The sequence below is a fragment of the Phenylobacterium sp. genome (assembly GCF_031425575.1).
In the GTDB taxonomy this organism is placed as follows: domain Bacteria; phylum Pseudomonadota; class Alphaproteobacteria; order Caulobacterales; family Caulobacteraceae; genus Phenylobacterium.
In genome coordinates, this window is the sequence record NZ_JANPJP010000229.1 from 1 (window position 1) to 17,483 (window position 17,483).

17 protein-coding genes are annotated in these 17,483 nt (G+C 67.4%); 10 read left to right on the forward strand and 7 right to left on the reverse strand.

Translation table 11 applies throughout. The features are described from left to right. The 7 genes from RMO97_RS12795 to RMO97_RS12825 form a co-directional block, all read left to right on the forward strand. Nucleotides 1-1,174 (forward strand): sigma 54-interacting transcriptional regulator (locus tag RMO97_RS12795; RefSeq protein ID WP_310541445.1); only part of this gene is annotated, 1,174 nt, incomplete at its 5' end. 79 nt (nucleotides 1,175-1,253) lie between these two features. Continuing rightward, nucleotides 1,254-3,491 (forward strand): PAS domain-containing sensor histidine kinase, encoded by a 2,238-nt coding sequence (locus RMO97_RS12800; RefSeq protein WP_310541446.1) that lies wholly within the window; start codon nucleotides 1,254-1,256, stop codon nucleotides 3,489-3,491. Then, the gene (locus RMO97_RS12805) at nucleotides 3,481-4,872 is read left to right on the forward strand and encodes a sigma-54 dependent transcriptional regulator (protein ID WP_310541447.1); all 1,392 of its coding nucleotides are present in this window, start codon (nucleotides 3,481-3,483) and stop codon (nucleotides 4,870-4,872) included. The genes RMO97_RS12800 and RMO97_RS12805 overlap by 11 nt, the downstream gene beginning before the upstream one ends. Then, a complete protein-coding gene (locus RMO97_RS12810; RefSeq protein ID WP_310541448.1) occupies nucleotides 4,872-5,735 on the forward strand; it encodes a D-amino-acid transaminase in 864 nt (287 codons plus the stop codon). The genes RMO97_RS12805 and RMO97_RS12810 overlap by 1 nt, the downstream gene beginning before the upstream one ends. Nucleotides 5,736-5,836: 101 nt before the next feature. Next, a complete protein-coding gene (gene hfq, locus RMO97_RS12815) occupies nucleotides 5,837-6,085 on the forward strand; it encodes an RNA chaperone Hfq (RefSeq protein WP_215340521.1) in 249 nt (82 codons plus the stop codon). Then, nucleotides 6,082-7,395, forward strand: a complete 1,314-nt coding sequence (gene hflX / locus RMO97_RS12820) for a GTPase HflX (protein WP_310541449.1) — start codon at nucleotides 6,082-6,084, stop codon at nucleotides 7,393-7,395. Before hfq ends, hflX begins: the two co-directional genes overlap by 4 nt. A 15-nt stretch (nucleotides 7,396-7,410) precedes the next feature. Continuing rightward, complete coding sequence (locus tag RMO97_RS12825; protein ID WP_310541450.1) at nucleotides 7,411-7,716, forward strand: hypothetical protein; 306 nt, start codon at nucleotides 7,411-7,413, stop codon at nucleotides 7,714-7,716. Between the two features lies 1 nt (nucleotide 7,717). Here the strand turns inward: RMO97_RS12825 and mazG are convergent, their stop codons facing one another. The 7 genes from mazG to RMO97_RS12860 form a co-directional block, all read right to left on the reverse strand. Then, nucleotides 7,718-8,521, reverse strand: a complete 804-nt coding sequence (gene mazG / locus RMO97_RS12830) for a nucleoside triphosphate pyrophosphohydrolase (RefSeq protein WP_310541451.1) — start codon at nucleotides 8,519-8,521, stop codon at nucleotides 7,718-7,720. Nucleotides 8,522-8,670: 149 nt separating this feature from the next. Next, complete coding sequence (locus RMO97_RS12835; protein WP_310541452.1) at nucleotides 8,671-9,168, reverse strand: hypothetical protein; 498 nt, start codon at nucleotides 9,166-9,168, stop codon at nucleotides 8,671-8,673. Nucleotides 9,169-9,272: 104 nt separating this feature from the next. Then, on the reverse strand, nucleotides 9,273-9,635 hold the full coding sequence (locus RMO97_RS12840; protein WP_310541453.1) for a hypothetical protein: 363 nt from the start codon (nucleotides 9,633-9,635) through the stop codon (nucleotides 9,273-9,275). 235 nt (nucleotides 9,636-9,870) lie between these two features. Beyond that, entirely contained in the window at nucleotides 9,871-10,080 is a 210-nt protein-coding gene (locus RMO97_RS12845; protein WP_215340550.1) for a cold-shock protein, read from the reverse strand. Nucleotides 10,081-10,316: 236 nt separating this feature from the next. Continuing rightward, the gene (locus tag RMO97_RS12850) at nucleotides 10,317-11,411 is read right to left on the reverse strand and encodes a carotenoid 1,2-hydratase (protein ID WP_310541454.1); all 1,095 of its coding nucleotides are present in this window, start codon (nucleotides 11,409-11,411) and stop codon (nucleotides 10,317-10,319) included. Then, nucleotides 11,411-13,939, reverse strand: coding sequence for an ABC transporter permease (locus RMO97_RS12855; RefSeq protein WP_310541455.1), 2,529 nt, complete (start codon nucleotides 13,937-13,939; stop codon nucleotides 11,411-11,413). The genes RMO97_RS12850 and RMO97_RS12855 overlap by 1 nt, the downstream gene beginning before the upstream one ends. Nucleotides 13,940-13,973: 34 nt before the next feature. Further along, entirely contained in the window at nucleotides 13,974-14,648 is a 675-nt protein-coding gene (locus RMO97_RS12860; RefSeq protein ID WP_310541456.1) for an ABC transporter ATP-binding protein, read from the reverse strand. Between the two features lie 89 nt (nucleotides 14,649-14,737). Between RMO97_RS12860 and RMO97_RS12865 the strand changes: the two genes are divergently transcribed. From RMO97_RS12865 to RMO97_RS12875, 3 genes are all read left to right on the forward strand, one after another. Continuing rightward, the gene (locus RMO97_RS12865) at nucleotides 14,738-15,349 is read left to right on the forward strand and encodes a hypothetical protein (protein WP_310541457.1); all 612 of its coding nucleotides are present in this window, start codon (nucleotides 14,738-14,740) and stop codon (nucleotides 15,347-15,349) included. 159 nt (nucleotides 15,350-15,508) lie between these two features. Beyond that, on the forward strand, nucleotides 15,509-16,870 hold the full coding sequence (locus RMO97_RS12870) for an NAD(P)-binding domain-containing protein (protein ID WP_310541458.1): 1,362 nt from the start codon (nucleotides 15,509-15,511) through the stop codon (nucleotides 16,868-16,870). Between the two features lie 97 nt (nucleotides 16,871-16,967). Further along, nucleotides 16,968-17,429, forward strand: a complete 462-nt coding sequence (locus RMO97_RS12875; RefSeq protein WP_310541459.1) for a hypothetical protein — start codon at nucleotides 16,968-16,970, stop codon at nucleotides 17,427-17,429. The last annotated feature ends 54 nt before the right edge of the window (nucleotides 17,430-17,483 follow it).

Below are 17,483 nucleotides of genomic sequence, written 5' to 3' on the forward strand. Positions count from 1 at the left end.
GAGCGCCCAGAACACCCTGCTGACGGCGGTGAACGCCGCCGAGGTGGGCGCCTTCGACTACATCTCCAAGCCCTTCGACTTGGACGACATGACCTCCGCGGCGCGTCGGGCCTTGGCCAAGCCGGCGGACTCAGAGGCGTCCAAGGCCCAGGCCCGCGCCGTCCGCGACGAACGCCTGCCGCTGATCGGCCGCTCGGGGCCGATGCAGGACGTCTATCGGACCATCGCCCGCCTGGTGGGCGCCGACCTCACCGTGCTGATCCTCGGCGAGTCGGGGACCGGCAAGGAGCTTGTGGCCCGCGCCCTGCACGAGATGGGACGCCGCAAGGACGGCAAGTTCGTGGTCATCAACCTGGCCGCGGTGCCGCGCGAGCGGGTGGAGACCGAGCTGTTCGGCCGCGAGGATGGCGACCACGGCAAGCTCGTCGAGGCCGACGGCGGCACCCTGTTCCTGGACGAGATCGGCGACATGCCGCTGGACGCGCAGACCCGGCTGCTGCGCGTCATCGACGGCTCCGAGCCCGCGCTGAACCCCAAGACCGGCCGCCGGCCCAATGTCCGGATCATCGCCGCCACCAACCGCGACCTGCGGGGCCTGATCCAGCAGGGGCTGTTCCGCGAGGACCTGTTCTTCCGGCTCAACGTCGCCCCGCTGCGGCTGCCGCCGCTTCGTGACCGGGTGGAGGACATCCCAGACCTGGCGCGGGCCTTCCTGTTGCGCGCCAACCGCGAAGGCCTTCCCTCCAAGACCATCGACGCCGCGGCGCTCGAAAGGCTGAAGCTGCACTTCTGGCCCGGCAACGTCCGCGAGCTGGAGAACCTGATCCGCCGCATCTGCGCCCTTTACGCCGAGGAGCTGATCAGCGCCCGGATCGTCGAGCGCGAGCTGGCCGACCAGCAGCCGCAGATTCAAGGCCAAGAAGGGCCGGTGACCCTGGCCACCCTGGTGGAGCGCCACCTCGGCGGCTATTTCGCAGAACAGCCCGACGGCCTGCCACCCGCGGGGTTGTACGACCGGGTGCTTGAGGAAATCGAACGTCCGTTGATACAACTCACCCTCACCGCCACGCGGGGCAACCAGGTTCGCGCCGCCGAAATCCTGGGTCTCAACCGCAACACCTTGCGTAAGAAGATCCAGGACCTGGGTGTGGAGATGGCTCGGGGACGCCGCTGACTTTCCTGACGCGTATGTGAAGCATTCTCGCAACAACCTGTTGAGTCTCAGGCACAGTTCCGCCTAGGGTCGCGGCGTTATGGCGTCCCTGACCCACGACGGCGAGAATCCTCGAGCGCCGGCCGCGCGGCTGTGGCGGGCTGTTCAGTCACGCTATGTGCTCGGCGGCGGCTATGCCCTGGCCCTGGTGCTCACCGGCGTCGCCATCCTGCTGGCTGCCTCGCCGCCAGAGACCGGCCCCCTGGCGCCGGCCAGCAAGAACATCCTGGTGCTGCTCGGCTTCAATCTGGTGCTGATCCTCGGCCTCGCCGCGATCATGGCGGCGCGCCTGGTAGCTCTGCTGGACGCCCGGTCGATGGACGCTGGCGCCCGCCTGCATCTGCGGTTCGTTGCGATGTTCGCGCTCGCCGCCGTCGCGCCGGCTGTTGTTGTAGCGCTGTTCTACGGCGTGCTGGTCAACCGCGGCGTGGAAAACTGGTTCTCCGAGCGGGTGCAGACCGTGGTGGAGAACTCCGCCACGGTGGCGCGGTCCTATGTGGAGGACCAGAAGCGCTACATCGGCGACCACGTGACACTGATGGCCGTGGACCTCAACCGCGCGGCGCCGGCCCTGCAGTCCAGCCCGATTACATTCAGCCATTTCCTGGCCTACCAGGCGTCGTACCACGCCTTCCCGGCCGCCTATCTAATCGACGGAGAAGGCCGGGTGCTGGCCCGCGCCGAGGCCGGCGACGCGCCCGCCTATGTCACGCCGCCGGAGAGCAGCTTCAAGGCCGCCGACGAGGGCGACATCTCGGTTCCCGCCTTCGATTCGGCCGACCTGATGCGGGCGGTCTTCAAGCTGACCGCCTATCCCGACGCCTATCTCTATGTCGCCAAGCCCGTCGAGAAGGGGATCATCAACCACCTGACTGACGCCGACGCATCCCTGGTCTCCTATCGCGAGGCTGCCCAGAGCCGTCAGCGAATCCAGGCTGTGTTCGTGCTCTCGTACATGGAGACCGCCCTGCTGGTCCTGGTGGGCGCGGTGTGGCTCGGCATGGCGGCGGCTAACGCCATTTCCGGCCCTGTGGGGCGGCTGGTGCAGGCGGCAGGTAAGGTGGCGGGCGGGGATCTCACAGCCCGAGTAGATGCCGACAACGATCCCGAGGAAATAGCTGTATTATCGCGTGCATTCAACAGCATGACCCATGATCTTCAGGCGCAACAGGCGGCGCTGCAGCGGGCTCGCGACGAAGCCGATCAGGATCGACAGTTCATCGAGACGGTGTTGGCCGAGGTGTCAGCCGGCGTCATCGGTCTGGATGCCAATGGCCAGATCTCAGCAGCCAATCGGCAGGCGACCGAACTGTTGGGCCTCGGCGCGTCGTTCGTGCGGGGCCGCCGGCTCGCCGATGTGGCGCCCGAGTTCGTGCTGATCGCCGAAAACGCCCGCATCGCTGGCGAGGCCGAGGAAGAGGTGGACGTCGACCGTGATCGGGAGACCCGCCGCCTGCGTGTGCGCGCCAGCCGCAGTGAAAGCGGCTTGGTGCTGACCTTCGACGACATCACCCGTCTCGTGTCAGCGCAGCGGAACGCCGCCTGGCGCGACGTCGCCCGCCGAATCGCCCATGAGATCAAGAACCCCCTGACCCCCATCCAGCTGTCGGCGGAGCGCCTGCAGCGCAAGTTCCGCAAGGGGGTTCCCGCCGAGGACCTGGAAATCTTCGACCGCTGCACCGACACTATCGTGCGCCAGGTTGGGGACATCGGCCGGATGGTGGACGAGTTCTCGGCCTTCGCGCGTATGCCCGCGCCCAAGTTCGCCGAGCAGGATCTGGTGGAACTGTTGCGAGCCGGCGTCTTCGCCCAGCGGGTGGCGAGCCCCGATATCGAGATCGACCTGGTGGAGCCCTTGCCGCCGACCGTGCTGATGGCTGATGGCCGGATGCTGGCCCAGGGACTGACCAATATCCTGAAGAATGCGGCGGAGGCTGTCGCGGCCCGGGTCGCCGATGAGCCCCAGCCCGAGGGGCGAATCATCGCCGAGCTCACCTCCGATCCATCGGGCGTCTGCGTAAGTATCGAGGACAATGGCGTGGGCCTGCCCGAAAAAGACCGCGACCGGCTGACCGAGCCCTATGTCACGACCCGAGAGAAGGGCACGGGCCTTGGTCTGGCCATCGTCAAACGAATCCTTGAGGACCACGGTGGCGAGCTGATTCTGACCGACGCGACGCAGGGCAGGGGCGCACGCGTCCTGCTGAAACTTCCGACGACGGCGCGTGTAGGCGCCGTCACCGACGATCACGGACTAGAGGTGACCAATGGCGGCTGACATTCTGGTGGTGGACGACGAAGCCGATATCCGCGAACTCGTGGCCGGCATCCTGTCTGACGAGGGTTATGCGGTCCGGACGGCCAACGACTCGGAATCGGCGCTCGCCGCCATCCGGGCCCGTAAGCCGTCACTGCTGGTGCTCGACATCTGGATGCAGGGCGGCGGCATGGACGGACTGGAGCTGCTGGACATGCTCCGCACCCTCGACGCCGACTTCCCGGTGATCATGATCTCGGGCCACGGCAATATCGAGACCGCCGTCAGCGCGATAAAGCGCGGGGCCTACGAGTTCCTGGAGAAGCCCTTCAAGTCCGATAAGCTGCTGCTCATCGTTGAGCGCGCCCTGGAGGCCACCAGCCTGAAGCGCGAGAACCGGCGGCTTCGCACCCAGGCGATCATGCCCGACGGCCTGGTGGGCAGATCGATGGCGACCCAGCAGCTGCGCAGCCTAATCCCCAAGCTGGCCGGCGCAAACAGCCGCGTCCTGATCGCCGGCCCGCCCGGCGCAGGCAAGGAGACTGTGGCGCGGATGATCCACGCCGCCAGCGCCCGGGCCAAGGCGGAGTTCGTCGTCATCAGCGCCGCGGGCATGACTCCTGAGCGGATGGATCTCGAGTTGTTCGGCGAGGAGGCCGAGACAGGGCGGCCGGCCAAGATCGGCGTTTTCGAGCGCGCCCACGGCGGCACCCTCTATCTGGACGAAGTGGCCGACATGCCCTTCGAGACCCAGAGCCGCATCCTGCGGGTGCTGGTGGAGCAACGCTTCCGGCGCGTAGGCGGCGACAGCGACGTGCAGGTTGACGTCCGGGTCGTCTCCTCCACCTCCCGGGACCTGCGCGAGGAGATCGCCGGTGGGCGGTTCCGCGAGGACCTGTTCCACCGCCTGAACGTGGTGCCGGTGATGGTGCCGGGCCTGTCCGAGCACAGGGAGGATATTCCGGAATTGGTGGACTACTTCATCCAGCGCATCTGCGAGGCCACCGGCATGCCGCGCCGCCGGTTGGCGGACGACGCCTTGGCGACCCTGCAGGTCAAGGCTTGGCCCGGCAACCTGCGCCAGCTGCGCAACAATGTGGAGCGGATGCTGATCCTGGCGTCGGGCGACCCCAGTGAGGCCATCAGCGCCGATATGTTGCCCGGCGATTCCTCGCCGTCAGACCAGGGTTCGTCGCTCGGCGCCGATCGGATCATCGCCTTACCGCTGCGCGAGGCGCGCGAAGTGTTCGAGCGGGAGTACCTTAACGCCCAGATGCTGCGCTTCTCGGGCAATATCTCGCGCACCGCGGCCTTCATCGGCATGGAGCGTTCGGCCCTGCACCGGAAACTGAAGTCGCTAGGCCTGTCGGGCGCTCGCCCTGTGGAAGAAGAGGACGCCTGATGGGCCGCATCGCCTATGTGAACGGGCGCTTCTCGCGTCATGACCAGGCCGTCGTCCATATCGAAGATCGCGGCTATCAGCTGGCTGACGCGGTCTATGAGGTCTGGTCGTTGTTCGATGGCAAGCTGGCCGATCCGGAGGGCCACTTCGCCCGCCTTGAGCGGAGCCTCTCAGAACTGAAGATCGCCATGCCCATGAGCCGGGCGGCCCTGACCGTGGTGCTGAAGGAGACCGTGCGGCAGAACCGAATCCGTGAGGGGTTGGTCTATCTGCAGGTCGGCCGGGGCGTCGCGCCCCGCGACCACGCCTTCCCGCACCCCGACACCCCGCCCAGCATCGTCGTCACGGTCAAGGCGGTCGACCGCGCCGCCACCGAGGCCAAGGCCGCCAAGGGCGTCTCGGTGATCACCACCCCTGAGAACCGCTGGGGCCGATGCGATATCAAGACGGTAGGGCTGTTGCCCAACGCCATGGCCAAGCAGGCGGCGAAGGAACGCGGGGCCGCCGAGGCCTGGTTCGTCGACGAAATGGGCCTGGTGACCGAGGGCTCGTCCTCCAACGCCTGGATCATCGACGCCGACGGCACGGTGCGCACCCGGGGCACCAACGCCAACATCCTGCGCGGCGTGACCCGCTATAGCCTGCTGGATATCCTGAGGGAGCAGGGGATGAAGGTGGACGAGCGCCCCTTCACCCCCGATGAGGCCCGCGCCGCCAAGGAGGCCTTCATCACCGGCGCCGGAACCCTCGTCCTGCCCGTCGTGGCGGTGGACGGGCAACCCGTTGGAGATGGAACCGTTGGGCCAGTGGCGATGAAGCTGCGAAGCCTCTATATCGAGCGTGCGCGAGCAACCGCGATCTGAACAGCACGGCGCGTTTGCGTCGAGCACAGAGAGAGGTCTAGCGTCCAACTTGTGTGTGGCGGCCCTGTTGGCCGCCGATCCAGAAAAAAGGGCGAAAAGCCATGTCGAACGAAAAGAAACAAAACCTGCAGGACACGTTCCTGAACAGCGTGCGCAAGTCAAAGACTCCGCTGACGATCTTCCTGGTGAACGGCGTGAAGCTGCAGGGCGTGGTCAGTTGGTTCGATAATTTCTGCGTGCTTCTCCGCCGCGATGGCCAGTCGCAACTGGTCTACAAGCACGCCATCTCGACCATCATGCCGGCCCAGCCCGTGCAGTTGTACGAGCCGGCGGAAGACGAGGCCGATTGAACTCCAAACTCATAGATCGCGAAGTCCCCCCGCAGGGGGCCATCGTCATCCACCCCGTCCGTGACGAACGGGGCCAGTCCCGAACCGCCGAAGGGCGTCTGGAGGAAGCCATCGGGCTTGCCCTGGCCCTGGATCTGGTGATCGCCGACGCCTTCATCGCGCCGTTGCGCAAACGCGTGCCCGCCACCCTGTTCGGCAAGGGCAAGGTGGAGGAGATCGGCAATATCATCGAGGCCGCCGAGGCTGACGTGGCGGTCGTCGACGACCAACTGACGCCGGTGCAGCAGCGGAACCTGGAGAAGGCCTGGAAGGTCAAGGTCATCGACCGGACCGGCCTGATCCTGGAGATCTTCGCCCGCCGGGCGCGGACCAAGGAGGGGCGGCTGCAGGTCGAACTGGCGCGGCTGTCCTACGAGAAGTCACGCCTGGTCCGGACCTGGACCCACCTGGAACGGCAGCGGGGCGGGGCCGGCGTCATGGGCGGTCCTGGGGAAACCCAGATCGAGACCGACCGTCGACTGATCGCCGACAAGATCGTCAAGCTGAAGAAGGACCTGCTGGAGGTCCGCCGCACGCGCGACCTGCAGCGCGGCGCGCGCCAGCGGCATCCTTACCCGGCCGTCGCCCTGGTGGGTTACACCAACGCCGGCAAGTCGACCCTGTTCAACCGCCTCACCAAGGCCGAGGTGATGGCCGAGGACATGCTGTTCGCCACCCTGGATCCCACCATCCGGATGCTGGACCTGCCCGACGGCCGCCCGGCCATCCTGTCGGACACCGTCGGCTTCATCTCCGAACTGCCGCACGAACTGGTGGAGGCCTTCCGGGCCACCCTGGAGGAGGTGAAGGAGGCCGATGTCATCCTGCATGTCCGCGACATCTCGAGCGACGAGAGCGACGCCCAGGCCCAGGACGTCCGCTCCGTGCTGTCACGGCTCGGCGTGGACATTGAGGAGCGGCGCGTCATCGAGGTCTGGAACAAGCTGGACATGGTCGATGCCGAGGCCCGAGACAGGGTGATCGGCGACTCCCGGCGCGCCAATCCCCCGGCCATCACGGTCTCCGCCGTCACCGGCGAGGGGTGCGACGAACTCCTGGCGCTGGTGGCCGAGATGGTGGACGAGGCGCCCGCCGTCGAGATCACCGCGACGGCGGCCCAGGGCGCGGCTGTCGCCTGGCTCTACCGTCACGGGCGAGTGCTGGAGCGCGAGACCCAGGACGACGGTGGCACGCGTCTTGCGGTGAAGCTGAGCGCCCAGGCCCTGGGACAGTTTGAGCAACTCTTCCCGCAGGCCCGCCTGCGGGCCTGACGCCGGAGCGTTTCCGTGGACTACGTCCCCATCCAGCCCGGCCCGCGCCGGGCGCCTGTCGGCCTGATCATGATGTCTGCCCTGGAGGTGCTGCTGGCGTTAGCCGCGGCGTGGGTGGCGCTGACCCGGATTTCGCCGAGCGAGATCATGGATCATCGTGAGGTGATCACGACGCTGGCGGGCGACACCCTGCCGCTCGCCCTGCTGGCCGCCCCGCTGTTGGCCTGGATCGCCTTCCTCCGCCGCGCCGACGGCGCGGTCTGGCCGCTGCTGTGGAGCCCGGGTATCTGGGCGCTGCTGATGATCGCGGGCGGTCTCTAGTCTACTCCGCGGCAGCCTTCTCAGCCGCCTTGGCCGCGTCCCACAGAGCGTCCATTTCGGCCAGGTCCGACTGGTCCGGGGTCTTGCCGCGGGCCTTCAACTCGCTCTCGATGTGGCGGAAGCGGCGCGCGAACTTGGCGTTGGTGGCGCGAAGCGCATCCTCGGGATCGATATCCAAGGTGCGCGCGATATTGGCGACGACGAACAGCACATCCCCCAATTCGGCGCGGGCCTTGTCGCGATCGTCGGCCGCGATCTCGACCTTCAGTTCGTCGATCTCCTCGTCCAGCTTGGCCACCACTTCCCCGATGGTTGGCCAGACGAAGCCCACGGTGGCGGCGCGACGCGACAGTTTCACCGCCCGAGTCAGGGCCGGCAGGCCCGACGGCACGTCGTCAAGCAGGCTCTCGTTCCGGCCCTTGTCGGCCCGCTCCTCCGCCTTGATCACTTCCCAGGCCTGGGTCTGTTGGGCGGCGGTGCGCTGCGCCCCGCCACTAAACACATGGGGGTGCCTGCGGATCATTTTCTCGGAAATGGCGTCGGCCACGGCGTCGAAGTCGAAGGAGCCTTGCTCCTGCGCCATTCGGGCATGGAAGACGACCTGGAACAGCAGGTCCCCGAGTTCGTCCCGCAGGTCGCTCAGGTCGTTGCGCTCAATGGCGTCGGCGACCTCATAGGCCTCCTCGACCGTATAAGGGGCGATGGTGGCGAAGGTCTGCTCCAGGTCCCACTCGCAGCCGCCTTTAGGATCGCGCAGTCGGGCCATGATGGCCAACAGCCTGTCGATCGGTCGTTCCACCGCCATGTCGAAAGGTCCCAGGAGCGCGCGGAAACCTGTTCTCCGCGCGGCGCGATCTGACCGTGCGCGGCGTGGGCAGGCAAGGGTGATCTCGCGCCAAGCGGGAGATGGAGCCAAGGTGAGCTGTGCTCACCCTGACCGCGGGCCGGCGTTGTTCAGCGCGCCGCGTAGGACTCTCCGCGGCCGTAGCGGTAAGCGAAACGATTGAAGGCGTAGTGAGCATCCGACCAGGTGCTCTTGGTCCAGGCCTGACGGATGTCGCTATCGTACCATTGGAAGTGGATCGGGGTGACCTCCCCGGTCACCGAGATCGCCTGCCCATCAATGGTCGCGCCACCGATGCCATAGCTTTCGTAGGACAGACCGGGCTGGGCGCCGAGTTGGCTGAAGGTGGGCCGGTTCGGCCTCACATCGGTAAGCACCAGCTCCATGCGGCCGCCGGCCAGAACCCCGGTCCGCTCGAGCTCGCGGGTGACGTCGCGGCGCAGGTCGGCCGCCAGGCGCTCGACATCCTTCACGCCGAGATCGTCGGCGGCCTTCATCTGAAGCTCAGGCGAGATCGAAACCTCGACGCTGCTCACGGTGGAGAGCGGCGCGGCCGTCGCCGAACCCGCGAGCAGGGCGGTGAGAGATGAGAGCAGGATCAGGCGCATGAGCAGGCTCCGGCGATGAAGCAATGTCAGGCGGATATGGCGAGTCGGCCGCCCGGGCGCCATGGAGCCGCCCAAGCGTGGCCTTACTGTGGCGAAGCTTGCGCCTAGTCGGCGGTGGCTTCGGCCGCGACCTTCGGCTTGGCCTTGGCGCGGGTCTTCTTGACCTTCACAGGCGCGGGTTCGGGCTCGGGATCGGGCTGCGGATCGACGTCCAGAATGCTGAGGGGGATGTTACCCACCTTCACCCGCACGCCGACGAAGCGCATTTCGCCGTCGATAAAGCTGACCTCATCGAGGCCGACCTCGGGGCTGCGCTTGATCAGGGATTCGTCACGGAAGGTCAGGCGAAGCAGCATGGTGTCGCGCGACACGCCATCGGCTTCGGCCTTGGTCACGGCCGCACGCAGGTCTTCAATGGTGGGGCCGCGGGTGCTGGTGGCTGCAACCTTGTAGGACTTGATCATCATTCGCCTTTCTTCCCCGAGGGGCCCCGCCATGGGCGGGACGCGTCGGGCAGGTCGGCGGGGTGGGCGGCGCGCCGGCAGGGCTCCACAGAGCGGCCTGAACCATAGCACAAACCCGGCCCGCCGGGGGTCTTTCATGGACCTGTCTCAAAACAGACAGACAAAACGAAAACGGGCCGGCGCGAGGCCGGCCCGTCAGAACGTTCAGGACTCCGCTTTGGCGGACGTCCGGTTCGTCTTAAGCCGCGGTCAGTTGCCCAGCGGACATCTTGCCGCTGCGCTGATCGCGCTCGAGTTCGTAGTTGAGCTTTTGACCTTCGTGGATCGAGCCCAGGGTCGAACGTTCAACAGCCGAAATGTGGACGAACACGTCGCCGCCGCCATTTTCAGGCTCGATGAAACCGAAGCCCTTGGTCGCGTTGAACCACTTCACAGTACCGGTAGCCATAGTCGTTTAGTCCTAGCAATAGTGTATTCGGCTGACAAAGCGCCGCCGCAGAATCAAAGTTCATGATGGTAGGGAGGGTAACTTCGGGGCCTCACCAGGGGTGAGCCGAAATCGCGAGCCGCGCCAAGTCGAAATTCGATGAGGCCCATCTCTCATGAATGTCTTGTGAAGGCAAGGCATTGTTGGCTCGAGGTAGGGCTGACCGGTCCGGGAATCTGTCCGGCCCAGCCGGTTTCTCACATCTTCAGCGGCGACACATAGCCGGTGAGCTCGAGATAGCCGCGGGCGCCTGGCGCCCTTACGGCCCCCTCCCAATAGACCGGACCGCCGGTGGCCCGGCTGTCGAGTTCCTGATCATCGAAAAGCGGCGTCAGCCGCCAGCGGCGCTCACCCGCCGGGGTGCGTACGATCACCTCGCGCTGCACCGGATAGCGCCCGCCGGTCCGGGGCGAGCGCCAGATCCGCTCCGTGGTGAACCGCACATCTCCCGGCCCCAGCCGAGAGGTCGTCCCGTCGGCCGTTCGCAGCGACCCGCCGGACCACAGGGCGTTACCGGCCGCATCACGCACTCGGAACGCAGTGAGAGCGCCGCCATCATCCAGGTTCAGCCCCACCCAGTCCCAGCCTACCGCCTTTGGGTCGAGCAAGGTGGAGGACCATTCGTGATCGAGCCAGGCCTCGCCGGTGACCTTGGCGCGCTTGCGGCCCTGGAGAACCGAGCCCGTCACCTTCAGGTGCGGCAGGCTGTAATAGTGGCTGGCCTGGGCGGGCAGGGGACCTTTGCGGCTGAACCCCTGGTCGCCCTGCAACAGGACCGGCTGGGTGGGTGCAAAGGCGAGATCCAGGGTGAAGTCGGCGCCGGTGGCCTTGGCGACAAACCGGCCGTCCGCGGCGCGCGCCAGGCGCCAGTCGTCGATGACGATGTTGGCGTCTGTCGTGGAGGCTTCCGCCAGCCCCAGCCCCTGACGCGCCATACGGCCGTCGTGCAGGAGGTGGCCGACCTTGGGGTCCGAGAGTCCGGCGTGGGCGAAAAGGATCTGCTTGGGCGCGAAGGCGCTGGGGTTGCGCTGGTCCACTGAGAGGCGGCTGCGGAAGAACGTCACCTGGAAGCCCAGGTCGCGACCGTCCTCCGTCTTCAGCCAGCCGGTGACGTACCACCACTCGGTCCGGTAGTCTGGGTGGGAGCCGTGGTCAGCCGGGAAACTCAACGGCTTGCCGGCCCGCACCTCGGGAAACACCGGCAGGACCGGCAGGACCGGCCTGTCCGGCGCAGCGGCGGTCAGCATCCAGGCCAGCAGAGCGAGCCCCGCCAGCCGCAAGGCGCGGGGCATCACCAATCCTCCCGCACGGCGCGCACCGCGTCGGCCGACAGCGCCCGCCGACCCGCCAGCACCGCGGTTCCCGCACCCGCCGCCACCAATGCCGCGGCGAGGCTTGCGAAGAGAGCAAGTGGGAGGCGAGTCTCCATCGTCCAGTGGAAGGATTGCGGGTTCACGACATGGATCAGCACCTGGCTCATGGCGAGACCGAGGCCGAGGCCGGCGATGACCCCCACCGCGCCCAGCAAGGCGCCCTCGACAGCCAACATCAGGACGATCTGCCGACGCAGGACGCCGACATGGCGCAGCATGCCGAATTCCTTGGTCCTGGCCAAGGTCTGGGCCGAGAAGGTGGCGGCCACCCCGGCAAGCCCCACGACAATGGCGATGGCCTCCAGGGCGTAGGTCAGGGCGAAGCTGGAGTCGAACAGGCGCAAGGCTATGGCCCGCATCTGGCGCGTCTCGAAGAACTGGACTTGGCTGGCGAGGTTTGGGGGCAGGGCGGCGCGGATCGCCTTGCGGGTGCTGCCCGGCGTCGCGCCGGACGCCAGGCTGAGAGAGGCCTCGGTGCGCAGGTCGTCGCCCGTGAGGCGGGTATAGTCGGCCTCGTCCATGGCCACGGCGCCGGATTGTCGGGCGTAGTCGCGCCAGACACCAGCCACGAACACGTCGGGGTTACTGCCGCCGAGGGGCAGGGCCATGCGGTCGCCGACACTGTGGCCATAGAGCCGGGCGGCCGGTTCCGAGAGCCAGACCGGCGTCACGCCCGGCGGTGCGGTCGCGCTGCGTCCGATCATCGGAAGGCTTGCCTTGGGCTGGGCCCTGTCCACCGGTCGCACCAGCAGGACCAGGGGCGGCATGTCGGTCGAGAGCCGCATGGGAAGGGACTTCTGGAACACGATGTCCGCGACACCGGGCGCCTGCGCGATCTGCGCGCGGGTCCCTGCGTCAAAGCCGCCGCTCTCAACCCGGAACAGCAGGTCCGACGGCAGGATTTCAGTCAGCCAGTCGTCCACCGAGCCCCGCAGACTGGCCACCATGACCGCCATGGCCACCATCAGGCTGGTGCTGGCGACGATCCCGCACAACGCGACGGCCGCCTGGGACGGTGCCCCCCACAGCCGCTTGATGGCCAGGTCGACGGAGACATTCCCCCGGCCGGCGCCTAGCAGGGGGGTCAGCAGGATCCTGGCGAGCCAGGGCATGGCCGCGACGCCGCCGGCCAGCATCAGTCCGATGGAGAGATAGCCAAACAGCGGCAGGCCTCCGACGGCCGGCAGGAAGGCCGCGGCGCCGCCCGCCGCCAGCAGGCCCAGGCCCCACCATCCGGCGGGACGGGCGTTGGGATCGTTCTTGTCGCCCAGGTCCTTGAGCGCGATGCCCGGTTGGGCGCGACCGGCCTCGAGGGCTGGCAGCAGGCTGCCGAGCAGGGCGGCCAGCAGCCCAAGGGCGAAGAAGACCACGACGGGGAGGGGCGTCACCACGAGGTCGGGAGCGGTGCCTTGGAAATAGCCGCCGCCGAGGTCGCCACCCAGGAAGCGCAGGGTTCCCAGCGCGACACCAAGCCCCAGGGCGAGCCCGAGCGCGGCGCCGACGCCGCCAACCAGTGCGCCCTCGACGAAGACCTGCGCCAGGAGGCCGCGGCGCTCGAGACCCAGAACCCGGAGCAGGGCGAACTGCGGCCGTCGGCGTGCCACCGATAGGGACTGAGCCGAATAGACTAGGAATCCGCCGGTCAGCAGGGCCATCATGGCCAACATTTCCAGATTGACCCGATAGGCCCGGGTGAGGTTGTCGCCCCGTCGGGCCTCCGATTGGGCGGTGACGATCTGGGCGTCCGCGGGGAGGCGCGCGCGCAGGGCGGCCTGCACCGTGGCTGGATCGGCGCCGGACGTGAACTTCAGGTCGATGCGCTGCAGACGCCCCAGGCTGCCGAACAGCCACTGGGCGGTGGCGATGTCCAGCACCGCCACCTGCTGCTCCGAGGCCGCGCCGCTGAGCAGGCCCGCCACAACGAACTCCACACTGCGCCCCGCCGCCGTGATGGTGACCGTATCGCCAACCTGGCGACCGCTGACCGCCAGCGCGGCCGGCGACAGGACAATGGCGCGGGGATCGAACAGGCTCTCCGGGACGAAGCCGCTAGCCCCCTGGGTCGGGGCCGCCATTCGGCCAAGCAGGGCAGGGGTCACGCGGGCCGCGCGCAGGGGGTCGATCCCCAGCACCGTCAAGCGGCCGCCCTCGAGGGATCGTGACGGGCCTGTCCCGAACCGCGCTGACAGTTCGACAACCGGGCTCGCTGCGGCGATCCCGGGGGCCCGCGCCAGGACCGGATAAAGCGTCTCGTCGAAGCCTAACGGCGTCGTGGCGCGGACCTGCAGGTCGGCGTCGGCGTTCACCGAGCGCACCGCCTGGGCCAGCTCGTTCTGGGCCGAACCGTTGATCAGGTGAACGGCGAAGCCGAGGGCCACGCCGATGGCGATGGCCAGCGCCGCCGTCACCACCCGGCCAGGATGGCCGCGCCATTCCCCGACCATCATCCATCCGAGCGCCGTGCGGCTAAGAGGTCGGCGCTCAGCCGGCATGGCGCAGGCCGTCACGGGTGAGAACCAGGCTGCGGTCGGCCACGGCCGCCGCGCGCTCGGAGTGGGTCACCAGGATCGCGGCCGCGCCCGAGCCGCGCACCTCTGCGACGAACAGGTCGAGGATCCGCGCCGCGGTCTCAGGGTCGAGGTTGCCGGTGGGCTCGTCGGCCAGGACCAGGGCCGGCCGGTGGACCAGGGCGCGGGCCAGGGCCACACGCTGAAGCTCGCCGCCGGAGAGCTGCGAGGGCCGGTCGCCGGCTCGGCCCGGCAGGCCGATGGAGTCTAGCATCGTGGTCGCCCTGGCCGTCGCCGCGCCGGCCTCCACGTTCTGAAGGACCAGGGGCAGGGCGACGTTCTGGGCCAGGGTCAGGTGCGGCAGGATATGGAAGGCCTGGAACACGAATCCGATCCGGTCGCGCCGCATCCGGGTGCGGCCGTCCTCGTCCAGGCTCTCCAGGGCAACGCCGTCGATGGCCACGCCGCCGCTGTCGGCCTGGTCCAGCCCTGCGATCAGGTTCAGCAGGGTGGATTTGCCCACCCCGGACTCGCCCATGATGGCGACGATTTCGCCCGCCGGGACGTCCAGGTTCAGGCCCTCGAACAACACGCGCCCACCCGGGACAGACTTGCGCAGGGCGGTGAGGGACAGCACGGGAGGACTCATGGCCCGCAACCTATCCCAAGCCGGGGGGCCGAAGCCACTCGACCGACTCAGCCGACCCAGTGAAATCACGCCCAGAACCACGAGGCCACATGAGCGTTGAGATCGCCGCCTTCGTCGCACGCTGGGCCGCCTCGCCCTTCGCGGGCCTTGAGACCGCGCCATGGTTGGTCACCCAAGGGGCCGAGGGTCATGTGGCCGCGGCGATCCCCGGGCTCACAGCAGACTATGTGGTTAACGGGGACGTGGCGCTGCACCGGTCCGCTATTGTCGAGCCCGGCGCTGTCCTGAAAGGCCCGGCCATTATCGGCCCGCGTTGCCTCGTGGCGGCGGGGGCCTATCTGCGCGGCGGCGTCTTCCTGGATGGGGACTGCATCGTGGGTCCAAATGCGGAGCTCAAGAGCAGTTTCATGTTCAAGGGCGCCAAGCTGGCGCACCTGAATTTCGTCGGCGACTCCATCCTGGGCGCCGGCGTGAACATCGAGGCGGGCGCCGCCATCGCCAACTACCGCAACGAGCTTGAGGACAAGGCCATCCGCATCGCCTGGCGCGGCGGGGTGCTGGAGACCGGCGTGAAGAAGTTCGGCGCGCTGCTGGGGGACGAAACCCGGGTGGGCGCCAATGCGGTGATCGCGCCGGGCGCGATCCTGGCGAGGAAGACCCGTGTGCCCAGGCTGGCCCTTGTGGATCAGTATCCACACTGAGGGGACCGCGCAGGAGGCGCGGCGCGCCACATCCGTTTTTCGCCTAAGGAATATTATCGGAAATTGTAGCGTGGCGTCGGGGCATGCCGTGGCGTGACCTTTGACGCTCCCTCCAGGCTCTGGCTAGGCTTGCCGAATACCGATCCTAGGAGTTCCGCCATGAGCCAGCTGCCCAGGGCCTGCATCATCGGCGCCGGCTGTTCCGGCTTCACGACCGCCAAGCGGCTGAAGGACTTCGGCATTCCCTACGACTGCTTCGAGATGTCCGACGACATCGGTGGCAACTGGTACTTCAAGAACCCCAACGGCATGTCGGCCTGCTACGAGAGCCTGCACATCGACACCTCGAAATGGCGGCTGGCCTTCGTGGATTTCCCGGTCCCGGCCGACTGGCCGGACTTCCCGCATCACGCCCAGCTCCTGCAGTACTTCAAGGACTACGTCGACCACTTCGGCCTGCGCGAGACCATCACCTTCAACACCGGCGTCCAGAAGGCCCGGCGCACCTCGGACGGCCTGTGGTCGGTGGCGCTTTCCACAGGCGAAACAAGAACCTACGACGTTCTCTTGGTCTGTAACGGCCATCACTGGAGCCCGCGGATACCCGAGTATCCGGGCGTGTTCGAGGGGCCGGCCTTCCACAGCCACGCCTATTGCGACCCCTTCGATCCCGTCGATATGCGCGGCAAGAACGTCGTTGTGGTGGGCATGGGCAATTCGGCGATGGATATCGCCTCGGAACTCGCCCAGCGGCCCATCGCCAAGACCCTCTGGGTTTCCGCCCGCCGCGGCGTCTGGGTGTTGCCCAAGTACATGAACGGCAAGCCGGCCGACAAATCGGCGATGCCGACCTGGATGCCACGCAAGCTGGGCCTGTCCATGGCTCGCAAGATGATCAAGAAAACGCTTGGAAACATGGAAGATTATGGACTTCCCAAGCCTGATCACGAGCCACTGGAGGCCCATCCCTCGGTCAGCGGTGAGTTCCTGACTCGCGCGGGCTGTGGTGACATCAGGTTCAAACCGGCGATCAAGGCGCTGGAGGGCAAACGCGTCCGATTCGCCGACGACACGGTCGAGGATGTGGACGCCATCGTCTTCGCCACCGGCTACGACATGCGCTTTCCGTTCTTCGACGACCCCGACCTGGTCCCGGACGCCGATCACCGTTTGCCGCTGTTCAAGCGGATGATGAAGCCGGGCGTGCCGAACCTGTTCTACATGGCCCTGGCCCAGCCCCTGCCGACCCTGGTGAACTTCGCTGAGCAGCAGAGCAAACTGGCCGCCGCCTACCTGGCCGGCCGCTACATGCCGCCGTCCGCCGCCCAGATGGCGCGAACCATCGTCAAGGACGAGCAGACCCACCTCGGCCAGTACTACCAGGCCAAGCGCCACACCATTCAGGTGGACTTCGGAATCTATGTCGACGATCTGCACCGCGAGATCGAACGTGGCGCGAGGCGGGCCAAGGCGGCGGGCAATCCCCTCCCCGTGCCCGGCCGCGCCCGAGCGCATGCCTGAGGCTGCCAGCGGGCGCAATACCCGAAATGGGTATGGCGTTGACAGTGACATGTAGAATGCCACAAGACGCCAAGCTTCACTGTGTCAGGGGTATCGGATGAGCGTTGGCGAGCAGGCACTTGAGCCTAACGAGAAGATCGCCTCGATCATCACCGCCGAACTTCTCCTGCGCATCGCCTGCAGCATGAACAAGGAGTTCGGAGCCGACTACAACGGCTTCGTCGTCTATCTGACGATCCTCGCCACCAGCGTCGGCCGGGTTTTCCGCGCCGAGGGCTTCGATCCGACGGTGGACCCCGACCTCGTGGGCCTGGTGAATGTGCCTGGGATCTCCCGCGCCGGCGTCTCCCGGACCACAGGCATTCCCAAGGAGACCGTGCGCCGCAAGGTTGAAGACCTGATGGCCAAGGGCCTGGTGCGCGAGAGCAGCCGCGACGGGTCGCTGAAGCCGAACTTCGAGGCCCCTGCCCCCAATTTCACCGACCACATCACCCGCAACACCATCTCGATCCGCAGGTTCGGTCGCGAGCTCCGACGCCACGCGGGCATGGGGCTCTAGGGCAGCTTCAAGTCGCCGGCCGCTATGGCGCACAGGGTCTCGACGAAGAACAAG

Bases quoted from the DNA above. Each gene is read 5' to 3' on its own strand.
- RMO97_RS12800 (WP_310541446.1), top strand. From the start codon at position 1,254: ATGGCGTCCCTGACCCACGACGGCGAGAATCCTCGAGCGCCGGCCGCG.
- RMO97_RS12805 (WP_310541447.1), top strand. From the start codon at position 3,481: ATGGCGGCTGACATTCTGGTGGTGGACGACGAAGCCGATATCCGCGAA.
- RMO97_RS12810 (WP_310541448.1), top strand. From the start codon at position 4,872: ATGGGCCGCATCGCCTATGTGAACGGGCGCTTCTCGCGTCATGACCAG.
- hfq (WP_215340521.1), top strand. From the start codon at position 5,837: ATGTCGAACGAAAAGAAACAAAACCTGCAGGACACGTTCCTGAACAGC.
- mazG (WP_310541451.1), bottom strand. From the start codon at position 8,521: ATGGCGGTGGAACGACCGATCGACAGGCTGTTGGCCATCATGGCCCGA.
- RMO97_RS12835 (WP_310541452.1), bottom strand. From the start codon at position 9,168: ATGCGCCTGATCCTGCTCTCATCTCTCACCGCCCTGCTCGCGGGTTCG.
- RMO97_RS12840 (WP_310541453.1), bottom strand. From the start codon at position 9,635: ATGATGATCAAGTCCTACAAGGTTGCAGCCACCAGCACCCGCGGCCCC.
- RMO97_RS12845 (WP_215340550.1), bottom strand. From the start codon at position 10,080: ATGGCTACCGGTACTGTGAAGTGGTTCAACGCGACCAAGGGCTTCGGT.
- RMO97_RS12850 (WP_310541454.1), bottom strand. From the start codon at position 11,411: ATGCCCCGCGCCTTGCGGCTGGCGGGGCTCGCTCTGCTGGCCTGGATG.
- RMO97_RS12855 (WP_310541455.1), bottom strand. From the start codon at position 13,939: ATGATGGTCGGGGAATGGCGCGGCCATCCTGGCCGGGTGGTGACGGCG.
- RMO97_RS12860 (WP_310541456.1), bottom strand. From the start codon at position 14,648: ATGAGTCCTCCCGTGCTGTCCCTCACCGCCCTGCGCAAGTCTGTCCCG.
- RMO97_RS12865 (WP_310541457.1), top strand. From the start codon at position 14,738: ATGAGCGTTGAGATCGCCGCCTTCGTCGCACGCTGGGCCGCCTCGCCC.
- RMO97_RS12870 (WP_310541458.1), top strand. From the start codon at position 15,509: ATGAGCCAGCTGCCCAGGGCCTGCATCATCGGCGCCGGCTGTTCCGGC.
- RMO97_RS12875 (WP_310541459.1), top strand. From the start codon at position 16,968: ATGAGCGTTGGCGAGCAGGCACTTGAGCCTAACGAGAAGATCGCCTCG.